The 23,685-nt window shown below is 66.8% G+C and carries 29 protein-coding genes; 10 read left to right on the top strand and 19 right to left on the bottom strand.

Annotated features, from left to right (window positions below; all coding sequences use genetic code 11):
• Positions 1-57: 57 nt before the first annotated feature.
• Positions 58-753: a DUF4241 domain-containing protein gene (locus tag AB0H61_RS01815; protein WP_357297962.1), complete on the bottom strand. Its 696-nt coding sequence runs from the start codon at positions 751-753 to the stop codon at positions 58-60.
• Positions 754-1,226: 473 nt separating this feature from the next.
• Between AB0H61_RS01815 and AB0H61_RS01810 the strand changes: the two genes are divergently transcribed.
• Together AB0H61_RS01810 and AB0H61_RS01805 are read left to right on the top strand one after the other, a co-directional pair.
• Complete coding sequence (locus AB0H61_RS01810) at positions 1,227-1,727, top strand: DUF4189 domain-containing protein (protein WP_357297960.1); 501 nt, start codon at positions 1,227-1,229, stop codon at positions 1,725-1,727.
• A gap of 246 nt (positions 1,728-1,973) precedes the next feature.
• Positions 1,974-2,390 carry a DUF4189 domain-containing protein gene (locus tag AB0H61_RS01805; RefSeq protein ID WP_357297957.1) on the top strand — a complete coding sequence of 139 codons (417 nt, stop codon included), beginning with the start codon at positions 1,974-1,976 and terminating at the stop codon, positions 2,388-2,390.
• 69 nt (positions 2,391-2,459) lie between these two features.
• On the opposite strand, the gene AB0H61_RS01800 is transcribed toward AB0H61_RS01805, so the two are convergent.
• From AB0H61_RS01800 to AB0H61_RS01775, 6 genes are all read right to left on the bottom strand, one after another.
• The gene (locus tag AB0H61_RS01800; RefSeq protein ID WP_357297955.1) at positions 2,460-3,122 is read right to left on the bottom strand and encodes a methionine ABC transporter permease; all 663 of its coding nucleotides are present in this window, start codon (positions 3,120-3,122) and stop codon (positions 2,460-2,462) included.
• Between the two features lie 11 nt (positions 3,123-3,133).
• Positions 3,134-4,150 carry a methionine ABC transporter ATP-binding protein gene (locus tag AB0H61_RS01795; RefSeq protein ID WP_357297952.1) on the bottom strand — a complete coding sequence of 339 codons (1,017 nt, stop codon included), beginning with the start codon at positions 4,148-4,150 and terminating at the stop codon, positions 3,134-3,136.
• Complete coding sequence (locus AB0H61_RS01790; protein WP_357299800.1) at positions 4,147-4,965, bottom strand: MetQ/NlpA family ABC transporter substrate-binding protein; 819 nt, start codon at positions 4,963-4,965, stop codon at positions 4,147-4,149. Before AB0H61_RS01790 ends, AB0H61_RS01795 begins: the two co-directional genes overlap by 4 nt.
• A gap of 349 nt (positions 4,966-5,314) precedes the next feature.
• The gene (locus AB0H61_RS01785; RefSeq protein WP_357297950.1) at positions 5,315-6,298 is read right to left on the bottom strand and encodes a 2-oxoglutarate and iron-dependent oxygenase domain-containing protein; all 984 of its coding nucleotides are present in this window, start codon (positions 6,296-6,298) and stop codon (positions 5,315-5,317) included.
• Positions 6,299-6,445: 147 nt separating this feature from the next.
• Entirely contained in the window at positions 6,446-6,976 is a 531-nt protein-coding gene (locus AB0H61_RS01780; RefSeq protein WP_357297947.1) for an SRPBCC family protein, read from the bottom strand.
• A complete protein-coding gene (locus AB0H61_RS01775) occupies positions 6,973-7,308 on the bottom strand; it encodes a metalloregulator ArsR/SmtB family transcription factor (RefSeq protein ID WP_357297945.1) in 336 nt (111 codons plus the stop codon). The genes AB0H61_RS01780 and AB0H61_RS01775 overlap by 4 nt, the downstream gene beginning before the upstream one ends.
• A gap of 217 nt (positions 7,309-7,525) precedes the next feature.
• Here AB0H61_RS01775 and AB0H61_RS01770 point away from each other — a divergent pair, with 217 nt between their 5' ends.
• Positions 7,526-8,146, top strand: a complete 621-nt coding sequence (locus AB0H61_RS01770; RefSeq protein ID WP_357297943.1) for a hypothetical protein — start codon at positions 7,526-7,528, stop codon at positions 8,144-8,146.
• 11 nt (positions 8,147-8,157) lie between these two features.
• On the opposite strand, the gene AB0H61_RS01765 is transcribed toward AB0H61_RS01770, so the two are convergent.
• A complete protein-coding gene (locus AB0H61_RS01765; RefSeq protein ID WP_357297941.1) occupies positions 8,158-8,991 on the bottom strand; it encodes a helix-turn-helix domain-containing protein in 834 nt (277 codons plus the stop codon).
• An 88-nt stretch (positions 8,992-9,079) separates the two neighbouring features.
• Between AB0H61_RS01765 and AB0H61_RS01760 the strand changes: the two genes are divergently transcribed.
• On the top strand, positions 9,080-9,478 hold the full coding sequence (locus tag AB0H61_RS01760; protein ID WP_357297939.1) for a nuclear transport factor 2 family protein: 399 nt from the start codon (positions 9,080-9,082) through the stop codon (positions 9,476-9,478).
• Positions 9,479-9,573: 95 nt separating this feature from the next.
• Here AB0H61_RS01760 and AB0H61_RS01755 read toward each other — a convergent pair whose 3' ends face one another.
• On the bottom strand, positions 9,574-10,134 hold the full coding sequence (locus AB0H61_RS01755) for a GNAT family N-acetyltransferase (protein WP_357297937.1): 561 nt from the start codon (positions 10,132-10,134) through the stop codon (positions 9,574-9,576).
• A gap of 96 nt (positions 10,135-10,230) precedes the next feature.
• On the opposite strand from AB0H61_RS01755, the gene AB0H61_RS01750 reads away from it, so the two are divergent.
• The gene (locus AB0H61_RS01750; protein ID WP_357299797.1) at positions 10,231-10,734 is read left to right on the top strand and encodes a GNAT family N-acetyltransferase; all 504 of its coding nucleotides are present in this window, start codon (positions 10,231-10,233) and stop codon (positions 10,732-10,734) included.
• Here AB0H61_RS01750 and AB0H61_RS01745 read toward each other — a convergent pair.
• The 5 genes from AB0H61_RS01745 to AB0H61_RS01725 all read right to left on the bottom strand — a co-directional run bounded on the left by AB0H61_RS01745 (position 10,731) and on the right by AB0H61_RS01725 (position 15,940).
• The gene (locus AB0H61_RS01745) at positions 10,731-12,287 is read right to left on the bottom strand and encodes a polyamine aminopropyltransferase (RefSeq protein WP_357297935.1); all 1,557 of its coding nucleotides are present in this window, start codon (positions 12,285-12,287) and stop codon (positions 10,731-10,733) included. The two genes, AB0H61_RS01750 and AB0H61_RS01745, sit on opposite strands and share 4 nt — an antisense overlap.
• 5 nt (positions 12,288-12,292) lie before the next feature.
• Complete coding sequence (locus tag AB0H61_RS01740; RefSeq protein ID WP_357297932.1) at positions 12,293-12,712, bottom strand: DUF4247 domain-containing protein; 420 nt, start codon at positions 12,710-12,712, stop codon at positions 12,293-12,295.
• 76 nt (positions 12,713-12,788) lie between these two features.
• Complete coding sequence (locus AB0H61_RS01735; protein WP_357297930.1) at positions 12,789-13,700, bottom strand: Ku protein; 912 nt, start codon at positions 13,698-13,700, stop codon at positions 12,789-12,791.
• A gap of 211 nt (positions 13,701-13,911) precedes the next feature.
• Positions 13,912-15,063, bottom strand: a complete 1,152-nt coding sequence (locus AB0H61_RS01730; protein WP_357297928.1) for a lycopene cyclase family protein — start codon at positions 15,061-15,063, stop codon at positions 13,912-13,914.
• A gap of 112 nt (positions 15,064-15,175) precedes the next feature.
• Entirely contained in the window at positions 15,176-15,940 is a 765-nt protein-coding gene (locus AB0H61_RS01725) for an SDR family oxidoreductase (protein ID WP_357297925.1), read from the bottom strand.
• Positions 15,941-16,199: 259 nt separating this feature from the next.
• Here AB0H61_RS01725 and AB0H61_RS01720 point away from each other — a divergent pair, with 259 nt between their 5' ends.
• The 3 genes from AB0H61_RS01720 (at position 16,200) to AB0H61_RS01710 (ending at position 18,832) form a co-directional block, all read left to right on the top strand.
• Positions 16,200-17,831 (top strand): ABC-F family ATP-binding cassette domain-containing protein, encoded by a 1,632-nt coding sequence (locus tag AB0H61_RS01720; protein ID WP_357297922.1) that lies wholly within the window; start codon positions 16,200-16,202, stop codon positions 17,829-17,831.
• A gap of 83 nt (positions 17,832-17,914) precedes the next feature.
• Positions 17,915-18,148 carry a helix-turn-helix domain-containing protein gene (locus tag AB0H61_RS01715; RefSeq protein ID WP_357297920.1) on the top strand — a complete coding sequence of 78 codons (234 nt, stop codon included), beginning with the start codon at positions 17,915-17,917 and terminating at the stop codon, positions 18,146-18,148.
• Between the two features lie 117 nt (positions 18,149-18,265).
• Positions 18,266-18,832 (top strand): dihydrofolate reductase family protein, encoded by a 567-nt coding sequence (locus AB0H61_RS01710; RefSeq protein WP_357297917.1) that lies wholly within the window; start codon positions 18,266-18,268, stop codon positions 18,830-18,832.
• Positions 18,833-18,839: 7 nt separating this feature from the next.
• Here AB0H61_RS01710 and AB0H61_RS01705 read toward each other — a convergent pair whose 3' ends face one another.
• From AB0H61_RS01705 to AB0H61_RS01690, 4 genes are all read right to left on the bottom strand, one after another.
• Entirely contained in the window at positions 18,840-19,799 is a 960-nt protein-coding gene (locus AB0H61_RS01705) for a hypothetical protein (protein WP_357297915.1), read from the bottom strand.
• A 12-nt stretch (positions 19,800-19,811) separates the two neighbouring features.
• The gene (locus tag AB0H61_RS01700; RefSeq protein ID WP_357297913.1) at positions 19,812-20,270 is read right to left on the bottom strand and encodes a hypothetical protein; all 459 of its coding nucleotides are present in this window, start codon (positions 20,268-20,270) and stop codon (positions 19,812-19,814) included.
• Positions 20,271-20,529: 259 nt separating this feature from the next.
• Positions 20,530-20,946, bottom strand: coding sequence for an acyl-CoA thioesterase (locus AB0H61_RS01695; protein WP_357297911.1), 417 nt, complete (start codon positions 20,944-20,946; stop codon positions 20,530-20,532).
• A gap of 73 nt (positions 20,947-21,019) precedes the next feature.
• Positions 21,020-21,433 (bottom strand): cupin domain-containing protein, encoded by a 414-nt coding sequence (locus AB0H61_RS01690; protein ID WP_357299795.1) that lies wholly within the window; start codon positions 21,431-21,433, stop codon positions 21,020-21,022.
• A 204-nt stretch (positions 21,434-21,637) separates the two neighbouring features.
• On the opposite strand from AB0H61_RS01690, the gene AB0H61_RS01685 reads away from it, so the two are divergent.
• Together AB0H61_RS01685 and AB0H61_RS01680 are read left to right on the top strand one after the other, a co-directional pair.
• Positions 21,638-22,144 carry a MarR family transcriptional regulator gene (locus AB0H61_RS01685; protein WP_357297909.1) on the top strand — a complete coding sequence of 169 codons (507 nt, stop codon included), beginning with the start codon at positions 21,638-21,640 and terminating at the stop codon, positions 22,142-22,144.
• 113 nt (positions 22,145-22,257) lie between these two features.
• Positions 22,258-23,052, top strand: coding sequence for a hypothetical protein (locus AB0H61_RS01680; protein ID WP_357297906.1), 795 nt, complete (start codon positions 22,258-22,260; stop codon positions 23,050-23,052).
• Between the two features lie 29 nt (positions 23,053-23,081).
• On the opposite strand, the gene AB0H61_RS01675 is transcribed toward AB0H61_RS01680, so the two are convergent.
• Positions 23,082-23,648: a helix-turn-helix domain-containing protein gene (locus AB0H61_RS01675; RefSeq protein ID WP_357297904.1), complete on the bottom strand. Its 567-nt coding sequence runs from the start codon at positions 23,646-23,648 to the stop codon at positions 23,082-23,084.
• Positions 23,649-23,685 lie beyond the last annotated feature (37 nt).

Genomic DNA, 23,685 nt, shown 5'->3' with positions numbered 1-23,685 from the left:
ACGAACTCACCGACAACCGCCACCGGCCACGGCTGAGAAGAGGTCCCGGACGCTCACTCAGTCCCACGGGCTGGTGCTCACCGGGCCGGGGACGACGATCACTGCGATCTCGCCGTCGCGGGCACGGCCCGCCCAGACCTGGGCCCAGCCTTCGGGGACGCCGAAGGCCAGCAGGTCGGCCCGGTGCTCCTCGTCGCGGGCGAGCTCGAAGTAGCCCTCGCAGAGGTCTTCGGTGTCCCGTCCGGGACCCGTCGGCTGACCGAAGCCGGGCAGGTCCGCCAGGAATCGGCGGAAAGGCGCGGTCAGCGATTCCCAGGCGGTCGCGTCGGCGAAGCAGCCCATGGCCTCCTCCGCCTCGAACCCCGCCCGATCGGCGCGTGGTCCCGACGGGTCCTCGCCCACGCCGAGCACCAGCTCCCACGTGACCACCGGCTCGTCACGGATGCGCAGGCGCGTCGCGGCGCACTCCCGGCGCTCGAAGTAGCAGCCGTTGATGAGGCTGGGCACGTCCGACCAGGACACCTCCACCGGGTACGTGCCGGGCGGGACGCGAAGCGCGAGCTCATGCGGCGGCTCGGCGCTCCAAGGCGAGTCCGCGACCAGCCGGCCGCTCGGCAGCCGGATCACGGCAACCTCCTGCACGTCGACGATGTCGATCCAGCTGTACGGCGTGTACGGATCGCCTCCGATCCGCTGGCCCGGTGTGAACAGTCCATCGAGATACTCCCGTGACTCCGGCCTGAGCTCGTCCATGCCCCGCCCCTTTCCTCTTCACGTCCACTGCGCAACTCGACCATACTTAGCTGGACCTTGGTGGTCAGCCCGCCTCTGGACCGGCGGAGTGCCTGGTCCGTAGTACGGCTGCCATTGCGGATCGTTGCTCAGCTCGCTTCGGTAGCTGCGCAGATGATCCTCGCCCCGAGCATGACCACAGTTCCCGGACGCTCACTCAGTAACGGCGGCAGCGCAATTCCGCTCGGCCTTCACGCTGCTGGCGCCGTTCCTGACCGGGTTGCTCGGCTTCTTCCTGAATTGAAGTTCGATCGGTGTTGGACACGCTGGGGCGGCGGGAGCTCGCGAAGTGGGAGGCACCGCCGCCCATCCGCCGGTACCGGCCGGGATCTTCGCTGCCCGATTGTGCGAGTGCGCACCAAAGATTTGGACATTTCGAGCGCATTCGGCAATGATCGGGTGCGAAAAATTCAACGTGAACCGGGGAGGATTCAATGTCTTTATCGCGCATGCTGATCGGCGCCGCCGTGGCATCCACCGCCACCGCCCTCACATTCGTCACGGCCGCTCCGGCCGGTGCCGGGCAGAGCGGTCTGGAGATCGCCGAGGTGGCCGGATATCAGGCCAGCTCGATCGATGGCGGATTCCAGGCCAGTGACGGAAATCTCTATGGGGCACTGGCGATTTCGCGGAGTACCGCGCGGGTCGCGTCGGCGGTCAACTACGGCAGCTGGGGGGCCGCCGATAATGGGGCGATCGCGGAATGCGGCGTGCGCGACTGCCAGGTGGTGGTGCACTTCGCCAATGCCTGCGGTGCGGTGGCGCAGGGCGCCGACTACCGGTTCGGCTGGGCCTGGGACGGCACCCGGGTCGGTGCCGAGCGGAGTGCGGTCGACGTGCTGGGGTTGAGCGCCCCGCCGTTCCCTGATCTCGGCAGTGCCTCGCCGCGCGCGGCCCGCGTCATCCTGTCGGCCTGCACGGCGAACGCGGGCTGATCCGGAAACGGTTGCGGTAGTCCAGCTATCAAGCTGTCAGGGCTCGGCCGGAGCGCGATTCGCGATCCGGCCGAGCCCTTCTCGTTGACGTGAAAACTTCAGATCGAAACGTTGAATCCGAGATCGCTTTCCCGGGTCATCACATTTCCGCACACGGAAGATGTTGCATCCCTTCCGATTTGGAATTCCGAAGCGGATGCACCAGGATTCGAGTGGAATCAGCATTTCACGTGGGGAGAAATATCAATGTCTTTGTCGGGCAACGCTGTCCTGGGCCTGATCGCGTCGACCGCGATCGTCGCCCTCGGTTCGGGTACCGCCACCGCCGCCGAGGATTATTACGGCTCGCTCGCACTGGGTGTCACCCCGGGCACCGTCATCATCGGATCGGGTATCAACTACCCGGACCAGGAGGGTGCGGACGTTCGCGCGCTCACCGAGTGCGGCGTCGCGAACTGCAAGATCATCGTGCAGTTCAAGAACGCCTGCGGCGCGGTCGCGGCACGCGGTGACAAGCTCTCCTGGGCCGGTGGCTACACCCGGATCGAGGCCGAGCAGGCCGCGCTCGCCGGGCTCGGTCCGGATCCGTCACCACTGCTGGTGAGCCTGGGCAGCGCGTCGCCGGTGCGCGCGAAGGTGCTGACCTCGGAGTGCGCGGGCTAACCGACGCCGAAATAGTAAAGGGGCACGGGCTTTTCGGTCCCGTGCCCCTTTCGGATGATTCGACCGAATTCAGCGTCGCAATACCCGCCGTGCCAGCCAATTTCCGAAGAATTGGATACCCTGCACGCCCGCGATAATGATGAGAGTGGCGACCAGGGTCACCTGCCAGTCGAATCGCTGATATCCGTAGACCAGGGCGAAATCACCGAGCCCGCCGCCGCCGACGGTGCCCGCCATGGCGGACATATCCACGATGGCGATCACCACGAAGGTGTAGCCGAGGATCAGCGGTCCGAGCGCCTCCGGGATCAGGAGGGTCAGGATGATCCGCAGTGGCCCCGCGCCCACGGCCCGGGCTGCCTCGATCACCCCGGGATCGACCGTCACCAGATTCTGTTCCACGATGCGAGCGATGCCGAAGGAGGCCGCGACGATCATGACGAAGGCGGCGGCCTCGGTGCCGATGGTGGTGCCGACCACCTCCAGCGTCACCGGTCCGAGCGCGGCGAGCAGGATGATGAACGGGATCGGCCGCACCACATTGACCACCACATTGAGCAGCAGGTTGATCGGGGCGTTGGCCAGCAGCCCGCCCTTGCGCGTGGTGTAGAGCATGGTGCCCAGGAACAGCCCGATCAGGCCGCCGACCACGAAGGTGAGCAGCACCAGGTAGATGGTGGTGCCGACGGCCTCGCTCAGTACCGGGCGTAGTTTATCCCAATCCGTATGCATGGCAGCCCCTTTCACGCCACCGGGCGGTCGAGTTCGGCGACCACCTCGGCGACGGCATCCTCGGCGCCGTGCAGGGCCAGTGTGACGCTGCCGAATGTCTTGTCCTGCAACGTGCTCACCCCGCCGTACACCACCTCGAAGCGGACATCGGCGTGGGTGGCGGTGGCCAGCGCCGCGCCGATGCCGCGCCGGTCATCGATGTCGACAGTGACCAGCGTGCCGCCGTGTCGTTCCCGGAGTACCTCGAGTTCGATGGCGCTGGGCCGGTTGTGCAGCACGGTCTCCACGAACGACCGCGTGGGTGGTGCCTGCGGCGCCGCGAAAACATCGAAGGTGCTGGCCAGTTCGACGATCCGGCCCTCGGCCAGCACCGCGACCCGATCGGCCACCGCCCGGATGACGTCCATTTCGTGGGTGATCACCACGATGGTGACGCCGAGCTCCCGGTTGATCTTCTTCAGCAGCCGCAGCACCTCCCCGGTGGTCTCCGGGTCCAGCGCCGAGGTCGATTCGTCGGCCAGCAGCAGCGACGGCGAGGTCGCCAGTGCCCGGGCGATGCCGACCCGCTGCTTCTGCCCGCCGGACAGCTGATCGGGATAGCTGCGGGCCTTCTCGGAGAGTCCGACGAATTCCAGGAGTTCGGTGACCCGGGCCTTACGCGCGGCCCGCGGCCACCGTGCCACCTTCAGCGGATATTCGATATTGCCTGCTGCGGTGCGCGACCGGAAGAGATTGAACTGCTGGAACACCATTCCGATATCGCGCCGCAGCCGCCGCACCTCGGACTCCGGCACACCGGTAATGGGCGTGCCGGAGATCTCGATGGTGCCTTCGGTCGGCTTCTCCAGGGCGTTGACCAGTCGCACCAGGGTGGACTTGCCCGCGCCGGAATAGCCGATCACACCGAAGATTTCGCCCTGCTCGATGCGCAGGTCGATAGCGTCGAGCGCGACGTGACGATTCGCGCCCTTACCGAAAACCTTGGTGACGGACCGGAACTCGACCGCGGGAACGTTCGTGCCGGTCACTTGCCGTCGCGGATGGTCTGCTGCACCCGCGCCAGGATCTGTTCCAGCTCCGCCGCCGGACGGTTCACCGGGGCGGCCGTGCCCTTGGTGACGTCGCTGTGCGCCTGCTGCACGGCCGGATCGCGCCAGATCTCCACGAGCTGGAGGTAGAGCGGGTTGTTCTTGTCCTCGGCCCGGGTGACCAGCGCGTTGATATACGGCTCGGCGGCCGGGTTCTTCGGGTCGTCCTTGTACAGCGCCGAATGCGGGTCGACGCCGGAACGCTCCAGGAAGGTGTTGTTGATGACCGACCCGTCGACGGAGGCCAACGACAGCGCCGTCTGAGCGGCATCCACCGGGGTGACCTTCACCTTGGAGGCGCCCTTGTCGATATCGGCGGGGGAGGGCTGACGGGTGTCCGAGGACAGCTTCAGCAGCCCGGCCGCCTGCAGCACGAACAATGCCCGGGCCTGGTTGGTCGGGTCGTTCGGGATGGCGATCTCACCACCCTGGGGGATATCCGCGACGGACTTGTGCTTCTTCGAATACAGCCCCAACGGCACGATGTAGGTCGAGCCGATGGGGGTCAGGGTGTCGTTATTGGCGACGTTGTAGGCCCCGAGGAACTGCAGGTGCTGGAAGAGATTGATATCGATCTGCTTCTGGGCCAGCGCGAGATTGGGCTGCTTGTAGTCGGAGAAGTTGGTGATCCGCAGCGTGATGCCCTTGTCCTTGGCCTTCTGCTCGAAGACATCCCAGGCCTTGTCCTTGTCGGTGGTGCCGATGCGCACCACCCTGTCGGAGGAAGCCGCGTCGTCGTTGCCGCACGCCGTCAGGGTGACGGCCGCGGTCGCTACCAGGACCGGGATCACCAGTACCCGATGGAATTTCACTCGTGCTCCCGAAATGCTTGTCGCAATAGGCGGTGACTCGGACCTGCGTCCGACCGCTCTCTGAACCGGGGTAATCCAAGCGACACGCGCCCACCCTCGACAATGGTTTGGATTTCCTCGAGTCGAATCCTGACCTGGAGTTGGACGGTCGTCTAGGTTGCCGATAATGCGACTTCTGCGCCGTCTTTCGCGCAGTCCCTGGAGAGTGTGGACGTCGCATTCGTCGACGCCACCTTCGCGCTGGCTTGCGCCGGGCACTCGCGGACCGACGCTCCGGGCGGCGGTTATCGGGTCAGTGACGCACCAGCGGCGGCTGCGCGTGGGTATTCGACTGCGGCGCAGACGAACCCGCCGACCGCGCGCCCCGGTGCTCGGCGACCGAGATCGGCGAGTACCGGCGCCCGGTGGCTCGACAGGACGGGAGCGTCTCGAGCACCGCATCGGCATTGCCGTTGTAATGAAACGCGGCGCTGCGTCGGCGTTCGATCGTGCCGCGCACCACCGGCGGCAGCACCCGGTGCGGGGTCGAGAGCCACCGATTGTCGGTCCAGCGGGCCATCAGATCGCCGATATTGATCAGCAGCGCGTCGTCGGCGGGCTGCACATCGTGCCAGCGTGTGTCGAGTCCGAGGATCTGCAGGCCGGGGACCTGATCGGCCCACAGCAGGGTGACCAGGCCCTGATCGGTGTGTTCGCCCATGCAGCGGAAGCCGGTGTCGGCCGAGTCGGCGGGCGGCGTGTAGTTGTGCATGCGCAGCGCATCCGCCGAGTGGTCGGTGAAGCGGTCGAAGTAGCCTCGGGGCAGGCCGAGGGTGTCGGCGAAGATCGTGGTCAGGGTGCGGGCCACCCGCGCCGCCTCGGTGTAGTACGTCCACACTCGCGCCCGGAAGCCCGGAAGCCGTTGCGGCCACACATTTTCCGGGTAATCGGCGGGTGACAGATCCAGGGTCGGGTAGTCGGCGGCGCCGGCGCCGACCCGGAACGCCTCGAAGTAGTCGTGGGCGTCGAGAGTCTCGCCGCGCGGTGGGCAATACCCGCGACCGACCTCCGGCGCGGTCCGGTATTGCCGCTTCTCGGCCGGGTCGAGCGCGAAGAAATCGTCGAGGGCGTCGGCGAAATCGTCGAACACCCGCGGCCGGATACCGTGTCCGCGCAACTGCATGAACCCGACCGTGCGGGCGGCCTCGTCGACGCGACGAGCAACGCCCTCGCGGGCCTGCGCGCCCCAGTTGTCGACGTAGGGCGTGATATCGATGACGGGAACCCGGAACACCATGGTGCTGTCCTTCCGGCCGACGCTGACAGGTAACCGCTATCAGGATGTCGGCCGATGGCTGCGGCGAGCGGTCATCGGCGTCACGATCTCGTGAATCCGGATGACCACCCGCCGACCTTGCCGTTCCGTCGCCGGTGAGCTCCGGATCTACTCCGGGATGCGGGCCGCGTACTCGGCCTCGAGCCGGGTGAGCTGGGTCCAGAACGGTTCCGGGGTCCGCCCCGAGACCTGGGCTACCAGCCGGTCGAGGTGGGCGTGCCAACCGCCGGAGACACCGAGCACGGCCGAGCGGTCGGGCAGCTTGCGGTGGGTCAGTTCGAGATGGACCCGGTCGGAGGTGGGCGTCAGGGTGAAGGTGACGACGGAACCGTCGCTCCAGGTGAAAGACAGCAGATTCGGGGGATCGCAGGCGAGGACGGTGCCAGGCTCGCGGTGTTCGCCCGCGTACTTCTCGGGTGCCGGGTCGTCGGGTCCGGTCATTTCGCTATTGCGGAAGACCAATTCGACGTGCCCGCCCTCGTGCAGCTCCATATCGCCCGCGGCCAGCCAGGTTCGGCGCAGCTCGGCGTCGGTGATATAGCGCCAGACCCGCTCGATGGGGCCGGGCAGCAGGCGCTCGAGCCGGACCGCGCCCGGTTCGGTCAGGGTGCCGTAGTCGGAGAGTTCTTGTGCCGTCATATTTCATCCTCGGTTCGCAGGAGTTCTTCGAGGCGGTCGAGCCGCTCGGACCAGAAGCGCTCGTAGTAGCGCATCCATTCGGCGCCCTCCCGGATCGGCCGGGCGTCGAGGCGGCAGAGATGAACCCGTCCGTGCACGCTCCGCTGCACCAGCCCGGCCCGTTCCAGCACCTGCACATGCTTGGACGCGCCCGCGAACGTCATCGCATACGGTTCGGCCAGCTCACCCACGCTGCACTGCCCACCCGCGAGCTGCCGGAGCATCGCCCGGCGGGTCGGGTGTGACAGGGCGTGGAACAGGCTGTCCAGTCGCCCGGATTCATCTTCAACCACATGGTTGAGTATGCACCCATGTGGCACGACGGTCAACCACTTGGTTGAATGTTCATCGCCTTCGCCTCGCGGAGCGTGAGGAGAGCGGGCCGAGCGGCCGTCCCCGCACTGTGGGGTCTGGTCCCGGCGCCCGGGCAACCGATGCTGTCGGCCAGCACATCGCCGCGGAATTCGCGATTAGCGTCGGAGCGCGGTCGCTGTCGGAGATGATTCGGTGGTGGACGAGGCAAGGTATCGGGAGACGCGCGAGTCGCTACACGGCGTGGCGGAGTTGTTGATCGCGGGACCGCAGTATCGGGCGCACGGGACCATCCGGCTGCGCGTGGTGCTGGGGGGATTCGGGGGTGCGAAGCTACCGGTGTCGGTGGTGGGTGCGGCGCTGGTCGGACGCGGTGGTCGGGTTCCGCTGGACGGGAGTTTCGACGCGATCGCTAAGGCGGCGGGAATCGTGCCGGGCGCGCCCGAGGGGGTGTACGCGGATACCACCGGATTGCGCCTGACGGATGAGGTCAGGGTGGATGCCGACGCGGCATCACTGATCGAGGATTGGTTCGCCACCGGTGATGCGGCGCTGCGCTGCCTGGCGCCGAGCATCACGCCCGTGCTGTGGCCGGAGCATTTCGATCTGTCCAGCAGTCTGGCCGAGGTGAATTACGGTGTGTCCCCTGGGGATAGCGCGCATCCGGAGCCGTACGCGTACGTGGGACCGTGGACGCCGCGCACCGGCGATTTCTGGAATGCGTCCTTCGGCGCGCTGCGTCCATACACTCAGGTGAGCACGGCAGCGGAATTGCTGGCGTTCTTCGAGGAAGGACGGGCGCGCGCCGCTGCGGACTGAGCCGCCCGAAGTCAGCGGGATCGCGCACCATTGCAAGACATAGATGGTGCCGGAGCATAATCGGTGTCCCGGGCGAGCGCGTGCAGGTGGTCGGCGGTGACCGCGTCGGCGGGGAAGTAGGCCTCGATCGCGATCTCGTCGAGTGTGACATCGAAGGCCGCGCCGAAGGTCGTGATCGTATTGAAGAAGCACAGGCTCGCGCCACGATGCCGGATCTGGATAGGCAGTGCCACCTCGGCGGGGTCGGGTGCCGCCGGTGCGGATTCGGTCGCGTAGGCGATCAATTCCTCGTGCAGCGAGGCGAGTTCGAAATCACCGGTCTGTGCGGCCTGGCGGGCCAGCCGCGGCAGCAGGTAGCCGCGCACCTGATTCAGATTTCGCAGCCGAGACGCAAATCCTTTGGGATGCAGTCCGAGCCGCATCATATTGATCGGTGGCCGCAACAGGTCCGCGTGCACGCCGTCGAGGAAGATCTCGAACGCCGCATTGGCGAACAACAGATTCCAGCGGCGGTCGACGGCGAGCGCGGGATACGGTTCGTGTCCATCCAATACGCGCCGCACCGCCGTAAGGGCCGTATCCAGGTCGGGATCGTCCAGTGGCCGATGCCGATACGAGGGCGCGTGACCGGCCGCGACCAACAGTCGATTGCGCTCGCGCAACGGAATGCTCAGATGCTCGGCGAACCGTTCGAGCATGGCCGGGCTGGGGACGGTGCGTCCGGTTTCCACGAAACTGACGTGCCGGGTGGAAATGCCGGACTGCACCGATAATTCGAGCTGGCTGAGCCCGCGCCGCAGCCGCCACTCGCGCAAGAGAACACCGACCGGACGATCCTGCTCCATCGCTCCAGTATTACCGCCGGTATGGCGGCGTGGCCATGACATACCTGGTAATCGACAGGCACACCGTGCTGCTGCGACGGTTTCTCACATGACGAACAAAGTCACATCGAATGATTCGGATCCGTCCACCCGCAACAAGGAACTGGTGCTACACGGCCTCGCCGAGTTCGCCCGCGGCAATACCGAGGTCCTGCGCGACCTGCTCCGCGAGGATTTCATCGAGCACAGCCCCGGCAATCCCTCCGGCCGTGACGAATTCCTCCGGTTCATCGCGAACTCCCCGGTCGCCCGTGCGCGCCTCGATATCAAACGCGTGATCACCGACGCCGAATACGCGGTCGTCCACTACCACATGGTCGAACCGGACGATGACCGCGGCACCGCGGTGATCGATATCTGGCGGCTGGTGGACGGGCAGATCACCGAACACTGGGACGTCGTGCAGCCGGTCCCCACCTCCGACCAACTCCCACACGGCATGTTCTGAGCCGGTCGGCGCGGGTCGCCCGGTTCGTCTCGGCCGGGCGATCCGGGGATACCCGTCATCGCCTCGCCGTGGGGTCCGTCGGCACTGCGCGGCGACTAGCGCAGGTGGGTTGCTCGATTGTCTCCGGCCAGGCGGCCACGGCGGATGAGCGCGCGCTTGGTGCCGGGGGCGATGGGCGGTAGTGCGGCGTCCGACTCGGCGTCCGGTTCCTCCGGGTTCGGGCGGACGAAGAGGGTGACGGTGGCGGCGGGGGTGAAGCCGCTGCGGGTCATGAGGGTCGCCGACGCGCTGTTGTGGTTCTCCACATCGGTGACGATGCGCCGGGCGCCGCGGGCGAACAGGGCGGTCGAGCAGGCGTCGACCAGGCCTCGGGCCACGCCTTGGCCCTGCATATCCGGGGCGACGGCGATCCATTCCAGGTAGCCCCAATCGTCGCGCAGCTCGAATTCCATGGAGCCGAGTACGAACCCGACTATCCGATCCGAATCCAGCGCCACCCAGCACGCGCCGTCGGGGCTGTCCAGGTGTTCGGCGACCGAGGTCAGTGACCACGACGTGTACGGCTTGGCAGTGACGTCGAAAACCTCGTGACCCAGATCGAGCACCTGGCGTAGGTGGCCGAGGCCCATCGGGACGATCACTATGGCGGGGTCCATACCGCCCAGTTTGCCAGGAGTGTGCCACGGCATGGCTCCTGTGTTGCCGATCGAACTTCGGGAACAGGTTGCCGAACCGTGATCTTGGTGACGATCATGGAAGATGTGTTGCTCTCCGACGGCGTGATCTCGCTGCGACCGATCACGGTGGCCGACGCCCAAGCGCACCTTGCCGGTGAGGACTCCGAACTGGTGCGCTGGTCGGGCGGTGGCGCGAGCACCCTCGAAGGCGTGATAGCCGACTTCGAGCGCGGCGCGGATGAGGCCCACACGCGGACCTTCGCCATCGTGGAACTGGCGGACGACACTATGGTCGGCGGGTTGGGCGTGCAGACCAAGCGGCCGTATCTGGCCGCCGGGCAGGCCAGCCTGGTCTACGGGCTGTACCCCGAATGGCGGGGCCGAGGTCTGGCGACGCGCGCGGTCGTGCTCGGGTGCCGGTTCCTGGCCCGCACTGGGCTGGCGGAGGAGGCGGTACTGCGCATCAACCCGGCCAATACGGCGTCGGTGTTCGTTGCCCATCGAGCCGGGTTCCACTTCTTCCGCAGCAGCAACGAGCCCGAGGAGGGCCCGCTCGACTGGTACTACCAGGCTGTCTAGCGCCACTCGCGCAATTCGAGGTCGACGATCACCGGGTGCATCAGGGTCGAGACGGGGGCGCCGGAATTCCGGCGATCGGGCGGGAAGACCGCGGCGGCCGCAAGGCTGGGTGGGTCGAGGGAGCGCAGCGCGGCGGCTGGGTCCAAGCGCAGCCTCGGTTCGGTGTCCCGGGTGGCGAGTACGAACCCCCAGTCACCGAAACTGGGCACGTCCACGTGATACGGCAGGGTCCGCAGCTCCGCGGCCCGAACGGTGGTCTCGATGCACCAGAACGACCGTGGCGCGAAGAAGGGTGAGCCGGATTGGATCACCATGGTGCCACCGGGCGCGAGTACCCGGCCCGCCATCGCGTAGAACTCCTTGGTGTACAGCTTGGCGATCGAGGTCTGGTCGGGATCGGGCAGGTCAACCAGTACCGCGTCGAAGACACCGGTATCGGTGCGCAGCCAGGCGAAGGCGTCGGCGTTGATCACCCGGACCCGGGGGTCGTCGAAGGCATGGCGATTCAACGCGAGCAGCCGTGGTTCGGTGCGGGCGAGCCGGATCATTTCCGGATCCAGCTCCACCAGCGTGACCCGTTCGACATCGGGGTAGCGCAGGATCTCCCGAAGCGCCAAGCCGTCACCGCCGCCCAGGACCAGGACCGTACGCCGGGCGCCCGCCAGCGCCGGATGCACCAGCGCCTCGTGATAGCGATATTCGTCGACCGAGGAGAACTGCAGATCGCCATTGAGGAACAGCCGGATATCCGGGGTGCCGAACGGCGAAATCGACTCGGTGAGCACGATGTTCTGATATTTCGTCTGCTCGTGCCGCACGATCGGATGCGCGAACAGCGCCTGCTGCGCGGTCGCCTCGAACCGGTCCGCGTAGAGGTAGCTGCCGACCAGTATCACCGCGACCACGCCGGTGAGGGAGCCGAACAGCCAGCGCGACCGACGGCTCAGTTCGGTGCGGAACAGCAGGAATACCAGCGTCAATCCGGCCACCGCGTTGACGACGCCGACGATCAGGCTGCCGCGGATCTGGCCGAAGATCGGAAGCAGCAGGAACGGGAAGGCGAGCCCGCCCAGTAGCGCGCCGACGTAGTCGGCGGCGAACAGGTCGGCCACCGCGCTGCCCGGCTCCTGCCTGCGGATCTGTTGCAGCAGCTCCATCAGCAACGGAATCTCCGCGCCGACCAGGACTCCGAGCAGGGCCGCCGTGAAAATCAGCGCCGCGGTGTAGATATCGAGCCAGGCGTAGGCGGCATACAGTGCGAGGACGGAGAGGCCACCGAGCAGGGCAAGCGCCAGCTCGACGCCGACGAAGGCCACCGCGGCGTACGGGCGCAACGGTTTGGCGGCGAGCGCGCCGATCCCCATCGCGAAAACCATGACGCTCAACGTGATCGAGGCCTGCGCCGCGGTATCTCCGAGCAGATAGCTGCCGAGGGTGACCAGCGACAGTTCGTAGACCAGGCCGCAGGCCGCGCATACGAAGGCGGTGGCCAGCAGCGCGATTCGGGCAGCGCGCGGGCGCGATAGTCCCGGGCGCTCGATAACCGCAGGCACCGGGGCTATTTCCCGCCTTCACTACGGTATTGATCACCGGGCAGGTTGTTCGCCCATCCCCAGCCGGAGACGGTCGACTGGTGCCGGTTGTATCCGTTGCGGTACTGGTCGACCACGATCAGTGATCCGGATCCGTTGGGGGACACCGTGATGATGTCGTTGCGGTACTGCAGGAAGGTTCGATCGCCCGCGCGACGGTTGTCCAGTGGGCGGGATGCGCCGGTGATCGCGCTGGTCACCGATGCGGGGGCCTGCGATGTGGTGTAGGCGCGCCCGTCGTTGATCTGATCCAGCGTCGTCGCGCGAGAGTATTTGTGGGCGACGAAGTCTCGCGCGGTTTCGAAGTCGTCACCGCAGCCGACGATCGACAGCGGCAGGATGGTCGCCGCGACAAAGCCGGTGACCGTTCTGCCCAGGCGTTTCATGCGTATCCCCCGTAGAGCGCCGGACATCGATTCGCCCGGTGGTGAAGCAACTGGACGGGGACTCTATCACCGTGGGCTAGGCCCCCTTGCGGGCCGCGGCTTTCTTGGTGGTCTTCTTCGCGGGCTTGCCTGCGGTCTCGCTCGTGGACTTGGCGGCGGCTTTCTTGGCCGTCTTCTTCGCGGGCGCGGACTCGGCGGCGCGGCGGCCGCTCGCCTCGAGGCTGCGCTGCAGCGCGGCGACGAGGTCGACCACCTCGGCGTCCATGGCGGCGGGCACGGCTTCGGCCTGGGCGGCCACCTTGCCGGTGCCGCTGGCGATGGCCTCGTCGAGCACCTTCTTGAGCTCGATCTGGTATTCGTCCTTGTAGAGGGACGGATCGAAGTCGTCGGACATGGTCGAGACCAGGGTCTCGGCCATTTTGATCTCCTGCGGGCGCGGCTCGGACGCGTCGTCGAGGGATTCGAATTCGACGGCACGCACCTCGTCGGGCCATAGCAGCGTCTGCAATACCAGCATGCCCTCACGCACCCGCAGCGCGGCCAGCCTGGTCTTCTGCCGCAGCGTGAAGTGCACCAGGGCGGTGCGGTCGATGCGCTCCAGCGTGGTGGCCAGGAGCACATACGCCTTGGGCGTATTCGAATCCGGCTCCAGGTAATAGCTCTTGTCGAACAGGATCGGGTCGATTTGATCCGACGGGACGAACAGCAGCACCGGGATCTCATGCTTTTCCGCGGCGGGCAGTTTCGCGAAATCCTCGTCGTTGAGGATGACCTTGTCCCCGTCGGGGGATTCGTAGGCTTTGTCGATATCGGCGTACTGCACGGAATTCCCGCAGGCCGTGCAGACCCGGTCGTATTTGATCCGGCCGCCGTCCTTGGCATGTACCTGATGGAACCGGATGTCGTGGTCCTCGGTGGCGGTGTACACCTTGACAGGGACGTTTACCAGCCCGAATGCAATCGAGCCCTTCCAAATAGCTCGTGCCATCACTCCATGATGGCGGAACCCATTCGAATACGCGAGCGAATCGGGGTCCGCGCGTCGTCGGGGAGTTCGAATAGGGCGGTATCGGCGGGGTATCGACCGTGACATGGGGGCGATGCGCTCATCGTGCACTTTTCGACGGAAATGAGTGAAAACGCCTCGAGTCGGCGAAAAAGTGCATGCCAAGGCCGGGGCAGCGTCACCCGAAGTTCGATTACCGCCCCCGCTCGGATGTCGGCCCCGAGCTCGGCGACCGGGGTAGACCCGCGGTGATCACGGTGCGGCGCAGGCGCGGGGGCAGCGCCGCGAACAGCGCGTTCATGGCGGTAGCGGTGCCGCGCAGGTCATCTCGCCCGGACAGGTACGCGCGTTGGAGCGGTGTCGGCAGTGTGAAGAAGGCGTCGAAGAAGACCGGGATATCGGTCGGTGGCAGCGTGAGCAGGACCCGCAGGCCCGCAGAGCGCAGCGCGTACACCATTCGGGCCGCGGGAGGCCATACCGAATCGCCCGCCGCCACCGCATCGGCCGCGGTCAACGCCGCGGCAACGCTGTATCCCGTTGCCGGATGGATGAATCCGCCCGCCGCGCCGAAGCGGCGCCGGCCCGGCCGCCCGCCCTGGACCGGAAATCGCACCCGCTCGACGGTCTCCGCGCCATCCAGTTCGATACCGCGCGAACGCAACCTGTGTTCCAGTCGTGCCCGCAACTCGATTCCGTCGAGTGCGGGCCGCCCGGCCAGGCAGGTCTCCTCCAGCAGCATCTGCCCGCCACCGAGGGGTACGGCGTACAGAAATGACCGCGGTGCACCGGGATCCGCGCCATTGTCCGGTCGCCAGTCCATGAACATCGGTTCGATACCGGCACCGCGTTCCGCATCGACGATCACGCCGTAGGCCGTCTGCTCGGCCAGCGCGGGGGAGCGGGCGATGCCGCGGGCATCGATCACCCGGGCTCCGGTGGCAACGGTCCCGGACGACGATGTCACCGTGTGCCGCCCCAATTCGATCGCACGCTCGGAAATCACCCGTGCGCCAGTGATATCGAGTGAATCCCACAGACGCGCGGTATCGAGTACAACGTAGGGTCGATCGACCTCGTGGCGGCGGGTGGTCCAGGCCACCGGTCGCTGGACGGTCGCCGCCCGCACGCCGGAATCGAGCCATTCCGGCAGCTCGTCGGCCCACGCCGCATAGGTCGCCGACCACCGTCGATCCGGGGCCGGGTCGATCACGGTCACCGAGAGCCCGCACGCGAGGCAACGATGGGCCAGCGCTCGACCGGCCGGGCCGAGCCCGCAGATCACGATGTCGGCGGTCACCGCGGCCACCGGCCGCCAGGTGACGCCAGCAGCCTTGTCCTGCGACACACCTCGGGATCGGGTCCGTGCATCGGGGTCGGCCCCTTCCGGTCGGCGATGGTCCACGGCAGCCTAATCGGCTCCCGGTGCCGTCCGGCCGGGTCGCTGCGGGCCGACGTGCTCAGATGCCGCCGGTGGAGAGCAGACCGCCGTCGACGCGAATCGTTTCGCCGGTGATCCACGCGGCCTCGTCGGAGACCAGGAAGGCGATGAGCCGGGCGACATCCTCCGGCGATCCGAGGCGCTTCATCGGATATACGGCGGCGGCTTTCTCCTCGTCCGCGGAGTAGAGCGCGTCGGCGAATTTGGTCTTGATGACGCCGGGAGCGACGGCGTTGACCCGGATATTCGGGCCGAGCTGCCAGGCGAGCTCATCGGTGAGGCGGATGAGCGCGGCCTTGGAGGCGCCGTAGGCGGCGATCACGCCGGTCGAGCGCAGACCCGCGACACTGGCCACGTTCACCACCGCACCGCCGTGGTCGCGCATCCACGCCTTGTACGCCTCCTGCAGGTAGCCGAGCGCGGCGACGACGTTCACGTCGAAGATCTTGCGGACCGCGTCGAGGTCGGCGTCCATCAGTGAGCCGTAGACCGGGTTGATGCCGGTGTTGTTGATCAGGATGTCGAGCGAGCCGAATTCGGAGACCACCCGTCCGACCGCGGCGGCCCGGCCGTCCGCGTCGCCCGAGTTCCCGGCCAGCGTGATGACCTCGCCCTGGTGCCCGAGCGCCCGCAGCTCGGCGGCCGCTTCCTCGAGCGGTTCCGGTTTGCGCGCGGTGATCAGCACATTCGCGCCGCGACTCAGCAGTTCGGCGGCGACGGCCTTGCCGATTCCCCGGCTCGCACCGCTGACCAGTGCGCTCTTGCCCAACAGATCGGTACTCATGTGACGGCACGTTACCGCAGTCACGTGTCCGCCCGGCCCGCGGTAGTGACCGATGTCGACGGGCTGGTCCGCGGAATCCACCGGGAGAACCCGTCGCGTGCCCGCCGATATCGGCACCCGGAGTTATTGCGGTCACATGCGGATCGCGGGGTGCATGGGGTGGCGTCGGGGCCGGGTAAAATCGGTGGTTCTTGTGCGTACTGCGTCGCACAATCGAGCAGCAACCGTCCAGCACCGCCAATCCGTGAGGAGCCCGTCTGTGATCACCGCGACCGACCTGGAGGTCCGGGCCGGAGTCCGCACCCTGTTGTCGGCCCCTGGACCGGCGCTGCGGGTGCAGGCGGGCGACCGGATCGGTCTGGTCGGGCGCAACGGCGCGGGTAAGACCACGACGCTGCGCGTTCTCGCGGGCGAGGGTGAGCCCTACGCCGGAAAGATTCTGCGTTCCACCGAGATCGGTTATCTGCCGCAGGATCCGCGTGAGGGCGATCTGGATGTGCTCGCCCGCGACCGGGTGCTGTCCGCCCGTGGCCTGGACGCCCTGATCCGGGATATGGAGAAGCAGCAGGCGCTCATGGCCGAGGTGGCCGACGAGAAGGAGCGCGAGAAGGCCGTGCGGAAGTACGGCAGGCTCGAGGAGCGGTTCTCCGCGCTCGGCGGTTATGTCGCCGAGAGCGAGGCGGCCCGCATCTGCCACAGCCTCGGCCTGCCCGACCGCGTGCTCGGCCAGGCATTGCGCACCCTCTCCGGTGGTCAACGCCGCCGAATCGAGTTGGCGCGCATCCTGTTCTCCGCCTCCGACGGCAGCGGCGGCCGCTCCGATCGCATCCTGCTGCTGGACGAGCCGACCAACCACCTCGACGCCGACTCCATCACCTGGTTGCGCGGCTTCCTGCAGAATCACGACGGCGGTCTGATCGTGATCAGCCACGATGTGGAGCTGCTCGAGGCGGTCGTCAACAAGGTGTGGTTCCTCGACGCGGTGCGCGGCGAGGCCGACGTCTACAACATGGGCTGGAAGAAGTACCTGGACGCGCGCGCCACCGACGAACAGCGCCGGGTCCGGGAACGCGCCAACGCCGAGAAGAAGGCCAGCGCCCTCAAGGCCCAGGCGGCCAAGTTGGGCGCCAAGGCGACGAAAGCCACTGCGGCACAGAACATGGCGAAACGAGCCGACCGCTTGCTCGCCGAACTCGACGACGTGCGCGTCGCCGACAAGGTCGCCCGGATCAAGTTCCCCGAGCCCGCTCCCTGTGGCAAGACACCGCTGATGGCGGAGAACCTGACCAAGCTCTACGGCTCACTGGAAATCTTCACCGGGGTGAATCTGGCCATCGACCGCGGCAGCCGGGTGGTGATCCTGGGTCTCAACGGTGCGGGCAAGACCACGCTGCTGCGCCTGCTGGCCGGGGTGGAGACGCCGACGGCGGGCGGCCTGGTGGCCGGGCACGGCCTGAAGATCGGCTACTTCGCCCAGGAGCACGACACCCTCGACGACCAGGCCACGGTCTGGGAGAACATCCGGCATGCCGCACCGGATGCGGGTGAACAGGATCTGCGTGGCCTGCTCGGCGCGTTCATGTTCTCCGGGCCGCAGCTGGAACAGCCCGCGGGCACCTTGTCCGGCGGTGAGAAGACCCGTCTGGCATTGGCCGGTCTGGTGTCCTCCGCCGCGAACGTGCTGTTGCTCGACGAGCCGACCAACAACCTGGATCCGATCTCCCGGGAGCAGGTGCTGGACGCCCTGCGCACCTATGCGGGCGCCGTGGTGCTGGTGACCCACGATCCGGGCGCCGCGGAGGCATTGTCGCCGGAGCGGGTCATTCTACTGCCGGACGGCACGGAAGATCACTGGTCGGCCGAATATCTGGAACTGATTCAGCTCGCGTGAGTTTCATCACAGTGACCCGTTGATCACGGCCCCTCGAGTGCTTAGCCTGGAAAGACGCGCTGCTCGGCGACTCGGAGGAAGCCATGAGCGACAGGCCCACACAAAGCAAGTCCACATTGGGTAAGGGCACCCGTGTCACGGGGAAATCACGTGATCGGCTACAAACCCAGTTGAAGAAGCAATACGAGGCGGGCGCCAGCATCCGATCGCTAGCGCGCTCGACGGGACGCTCCTACGGCTTCATCCACAATGTGCTGGTGGAGTCGCATGTGCAGCTCCGTAGCCGCGGCGGTGCCAATCGCCGGAAGAGCCAATAGGCCCGTCGACTCGAATCCGGCCTCGGCGCAATGGTGTTCGCCGAAGCCGCGATGACTTCTGATCGTTCCGCCGGTCTGTTCCGACAGGGAGACCCACGGTACGGAAGGAAGGTCGACATGCGGGCATTGATTCTGCACATGATGGTCACGCTCGACGGCTATGCGGCGGGCACAGACGGTGATCTGGACTGGATCGAGGTCGATGACCCCGAGCTGGACGCCTATCTCGCCGAATTGCTCGGCAGCGTCGACGCGCAGATCTTCGGCCGGGTGTCGTATGAGTTGCTCGCGTCGTATTGGCCGCAGGCGCAACGGAATCCGGCGACGCCCGGCGACGCGATGCTCGCGCCGCTGGTGAACGGACTTCCGAAGCTGGTGCTGACCTCGCAACCGGAGCCGGAGCTGCCGTGGCAGCCCGCGCGTCGGATCGGGGCGGACCTCGCCGCGGAGATCGCCGCGTTGAAGGCGGCGTCGGGTAAGCCGGTGGTGGTATTCGCCGGGATCACGGCCGCGCGGGCGCTGCTGCGCCTCGGCGTGGTCGACGAGTACCGGCTGCTGGTCTTCCCTGTGCTACTGGGCGCGGGCCGGCGGCTGTTCGACGGCGGGGAGCGGCAGGATCTGCGGCTGGTGCGGTCGCGGGCATTCCCGAAGTCCGGGGTCGCCTTGCTGCGGTACACCCGGTGAGTGCCGTTTACCTCGGCACCGTGCCGTCACCGTGCACCAGTAGGTTGCTCAGGCTGTGAAAGATCGGCAGGCCGGTTTTGATCTCCAGGTAGGCGAACTGGCCCTGCGGGTTGACCTCGAGAAAGTAGTACTCACCGTCCAGGCCGAGCCGCAGATCCAGCACCCCGAAGCTGAGCCCGAGCGCGCCCATCAGGGTGGCGAGGGACTTGCTCACCGAGGCGGGCAGCTGCTCCGGGGCGAAGTCGACGGAGGTGTCCAGGCGGGAGTCGACCCGGCCCACCCCGGCCTGCGAGTCGATGCGCACCGTCCATTCGACCCCGTCCACCCAGACCACCCGCAGATCGCAGTCCGCGTCGACGTAATCCTGGAAGGTGGTCGGCGCGGAGCGGATGCCCGCCAGCTTGCCGAAGTCGGTGCGATGGATAATCCGCGTTTCCGCGAACTCGGCACGACCGGTCCCGGTGCGCTTGTAAACCACTGGGCCGGGCCGGGATTCGGCGAAGCTGCGAGCCTCGTCCGGGTCATTGGTGATCAGCGTTTCCGGAACCGCGAAACCGGCCCGCTGCGCGGTCTCGAGTTGCACGATCTTGCGGCTGGCGGTGCGGTCGGCGCCGGGGTCGTTGACCCAGGCGGCCGGAATGGACCACAGCACGCCCTGGATGAAACCGTCGCATTCCGCCTGGCGGTAGGCGTCGTCGCTGGCGCGCACACCGCCGGGCACCCGGCAGGGATGCGGCCTGCGCCACCACACCGACTGCACGTCATCGAGCCCGATGATGTGCGACATCGATCGTGTGGTGCCCAGCCGGTCGAGCCGGAAGCTGCCGGATTCCCGCGGAAAGTCACGCAGGTCGAGCTGAATCGGGCTGAGCCCGTGGTGTTCTCGCAACGTAGCCGCCATCGCGGTGCCGTGCAGGTCATCGGATTCGGAGACGATGAGGACCGATCCCGGTCGGCGCGTCACCATGCGCAGATCCGTTCAGTCGAGACTGTCGCAGTTTATGCCGTCGTCGCTACCGTCGAACGATTTTGTCTGGCAATAGGTATAGGTCGCACCGCTGGTGCTGGGGCAGTCGACCAGCTGCAGCCGATCCGCCCACGAGGTCGTGAGTTGTTGCAACAGTTCATCTCCCAGCGCGGGGGAGGGTTCCGCCGCGATCGTCATGGGGCGGTCGACGAGTTCGATGCGCAGCCTCCGGGTGAAGTCGGCGGTGGCGCCGGGGCGAATGTCGACGAGTACCTGCCTGCCGTCCGGGGCGCGCCCTTCAGGGGCGGCCGAATCGAGCAGACGGAGCACATCGTCGCGACGGAAGGTCCACGTTCCCTCGGCGACGCGGACGGAGATATCGCGTTCCGACTCGGCCACAAGCAGGCCTTGCAGTGCGGGAACGCGGTCACCCGTCGGCGCGGTACCGGGGAGGTGGATTGCGTCGGTCATGATGTGCTCTCCGATCTGCTCGCGATTTGCCAGGACCCCCGAGCGTGAACTGGATCATAACGCGCAGAGGGCCTCGCCCGGCTCGGATCGGAAGATTTCACGGCCGGTGGCAAACAGGGTAGCGGCCCGGGATGCGCTTGCACCGAAAGATTTTCGGTAACCCGACCCCCGGAATTCCGCAACCATTCAGTTAATTTCATTTGGAGGTAGTCGCCGGGTATTGCCCGAGATTGGCGGCCTTGCAGATATGCCTGCGGCCTCAGAGGCCGAGTAGGTCGGGCCGCTCGGCGAGGGCCCGGAAATTCTCACCCGGATCCGCGACGAGTTTGCGCGCGGCGAGATCGAGCAGACCGCCCACCACCGCGACTTCGGCCGCGACGGTGCCGTCGAGTTTGCGGATCTCCTGGCGGATCTTGAAGATCTTGCCGCTGGACCATTCGAAGTCGCAGGTGATGGTCACTTCGTCGCCAGCGCGCAACTCGCGCCGGTACTTGATATTCGTCTCGAGCACGACGGGTCCGACCCCGTTGGCGATCAACTTCTCCTGTGCGACTCCGGCCGCGCGCAGCAGTTCCCAGCGGGCGTGCTCGGAGTACTGCAGGTACACGGCCTGATTCAGGTGGCCCTGGGTATCGAGTTCGTAGCCGCGGACCAGCACGGGGACGGAGAAGGTCATGATCTGTCGAACCTTCGCGCGCGCGAGGTTTGTTCCCGATTCCGCCGATACCTACATCACAACCGATCTGGGCCTACCGCCGCTGGGCGTTGCGCTCGGCCCACCAGTGCGGGGCGTCCACGAAATGGTTGTCGAACTCGTCCTGAGCTGCGGCCAGATCGGCCAGGGTGGCCTCGCCCTTGCCGATGCGGTCGAGCAGCCGGAAGTACTCGAAGCGTTCGACGCCCGGCATCAGCGCGATCATGATGCGGGCTCCGCTGTCCGGTGTGGCGCCGAAGGCGTGCGGCATGAGCTTCGGAACCACAATGGATCCGCCCGCCGCGACGGTAACGATCCGGTCGCCCGCCAGCAGTTGCAGTTCGCCGTCGGCGACGTAGAACAACTCGTCGGACAGTGTGTGGTAGTGCGGCGTGGCTCCGTCCGCGCCCTGCGCCATGGTGACCTCGAGTGTGCTCACCGCGCCGCCGGTCTCGTTGGAGTCGATCAGCAGGCGCACCCGCGCCTGCTCGGTGCCGAGGGTCTCGGCGTCCTGCGGCTGGCGGATGGCAACTTCGCGGTGGGTGGTGACGGTGCTCATGATCGCTCCTGATGTTCGGTATCTGATTGTTCTGCATCCGACTATTCGGCTGATGACTGTTTGATGCTTTATAATTCGATACCGAACTATATACCGACGAATAGGATCTTGTCCATGGGTGTGAAGAAATCCGATCCGGTCGACGCCATCGCCGCGCAGTGGCGCCGGGAACGGCCCGATCTGGACCTGGAGGCAATGGCGATCATCGGACGCCTCGGCAGGCTGCTCGTCGTCGCGCAGCGCGAGATCGAAGCGGTATTCACCGCGCACGGACTCCAGCGCGGTGAATTCGATGTGCTTGCGGCGCTGCGGCGTTCGGGAGAGCCGTTCGAACTGAACCCGTCGGTTCTCGCCGACACGCTGATGCTGTCCCGCGCGGGTATGACCGGTCGGCTGGATCGGCTGGAGGCGGCGGGACTGGTGCGCCGCACCGCGGATGCCGAGGATCGCCGCGCGATCCGCGTGGTACTCACCGAGATCGGCCGCGAACTGGTGGACAGGGTGGTCACCGACCACACCGAGAACGAGACCCGGATGCTGTCGGTACTCACCGCCGAGGATCGCGACGCACTCGACCGCATCGCGCGAATTCTCTTGGAGAGTATGGAACAGCGCGAGTGAGCGGCCTGCCCGCCTCCGGAATCGAGTAGTCCGCTACGCGGGCGCCCGGTGCGTCACGGGTTCACCCTGGGGTTTCGCGCCGCAGCCTGCGGCATCGGGCGAAGGGGAATCCGATGATCGACATCATCACGCTCCGGGGTACCGGCGAGCCCCGCAATGCGAACGGGACACCGGCGGGCATGTTGCACGACGTCACCAAGCTGCTCGATACGAAGAGGTTCGCGGCCTTCGAGCCGGACTGGCCCGCCTCGGTGGGGCCGTCCCCGGACCTGTGGGGTCCGTCCCTGGAGACCTCCGTACGCAAGGGCGTGGCCGCGGGCGTCAAAGCGATTCAGGACTCACCGAATGTCTGCGGGCTGCTGACCTATTCGCTCGGTGGCATCTGCGGCAGCAGGATCCTCGAGGGTGTCCGCGCCGGCAAGTACACCAACACCGACGGCTCCCCGCTGGAGATCGCCTTCACGGTCAATATCGCGAATCCGCTGCGCAGAGCGGCCCAATCCGTCGGAAACCTCTGCCCGCCGACAACCTTCGGCCTGCACGGGCAGCGCGGCGCCTGGCCGGGGAACGTCGCGGTCCGCGAATACGCGAACCCCGGCGACATCATCACGTCCTCACCCGCCGATTCCCCGCTGCGCATCATCGACGTCGGGATCTCACCCTTCTCGTTCGTGGAGGGCGCGCGAATCGGCAACCTGACACCGCTGATCTTCGCCGAACTGCTGCGCTTCCTGATGAACGACCCGATCGCCAACCTCAACCGCTACACGGAAGCCGTACAGGGCGTCATCGGCTACCTCACCCCCTGGCCCGACGGCCAGCATGTGCTCTACTCCGGCCGGAATATGCCCGGCACCAACAAGCTCTGGACCACCCACGCCGCCGACTACATCAACGCGACATTCTGACCGATGGCGGCGGGGGCCGAACCGCGGACTCACTCCCTGCGGCGAACCGACGCTTCCACGAGATCCAGTACGGCGGACAGGTTTTCATTGGTGTGGCCGGAGGCGATGCGGGCGATCAACCCGTCCAGGACGAGATCCAGATAGCCGAGTAGAACGTCGGTGGGGACGTCGTCGCGCAATGCGCCCGCGGCCTTGCGGCGCTCGAGACGCGCCAGCGTGGCCGCGGTCAGTTCCGCGGACCGCTGGGTCCAGCCCGCGCGGAATTCCGGATCGGTGCGCAGCCGCCGCGCGATCTCCAAACGGGTTCCGAGCCAATTGAATTGCTCAGGATGGGCGAGCATATCGCGCATGACCTGCACGATGCCCTGGTTGGCGGCGACGTCGGCCATCCGCTCCGCGTCCTCCTGAGCCAGGGCGAGGAAGAGGGCGTCCTTATCGCGGAAGTGGTGGAAGATCGCACCGCGGGACAGCCCGATCGCCTCCTCCAGGCGGCGCACGGTGGCGCCGTCGTACCCGAATTCGGCGAAACAGGCCCGCGCCCCGTCGAGAATCTGACTGCGCCGGGCGGCGAGGTGATCTTCACTGACCTTGGGCATGCGGGCTCCTCCAGGGATGTGAGAAGTCCGCGCACCG

The organism is Nocardia sp. NPDC050710, from assembly GCF_040654375.1.
GTDB lineage: Bacteria > Actinomycetota > Actinomycetes > Mycobacteriales > Mycobacteriaceae > Nocardia.
Note: the sequence above shows the minus strand (reverse complement) of the source record. Positions and strands in the feature narration are given on the sequence as shown.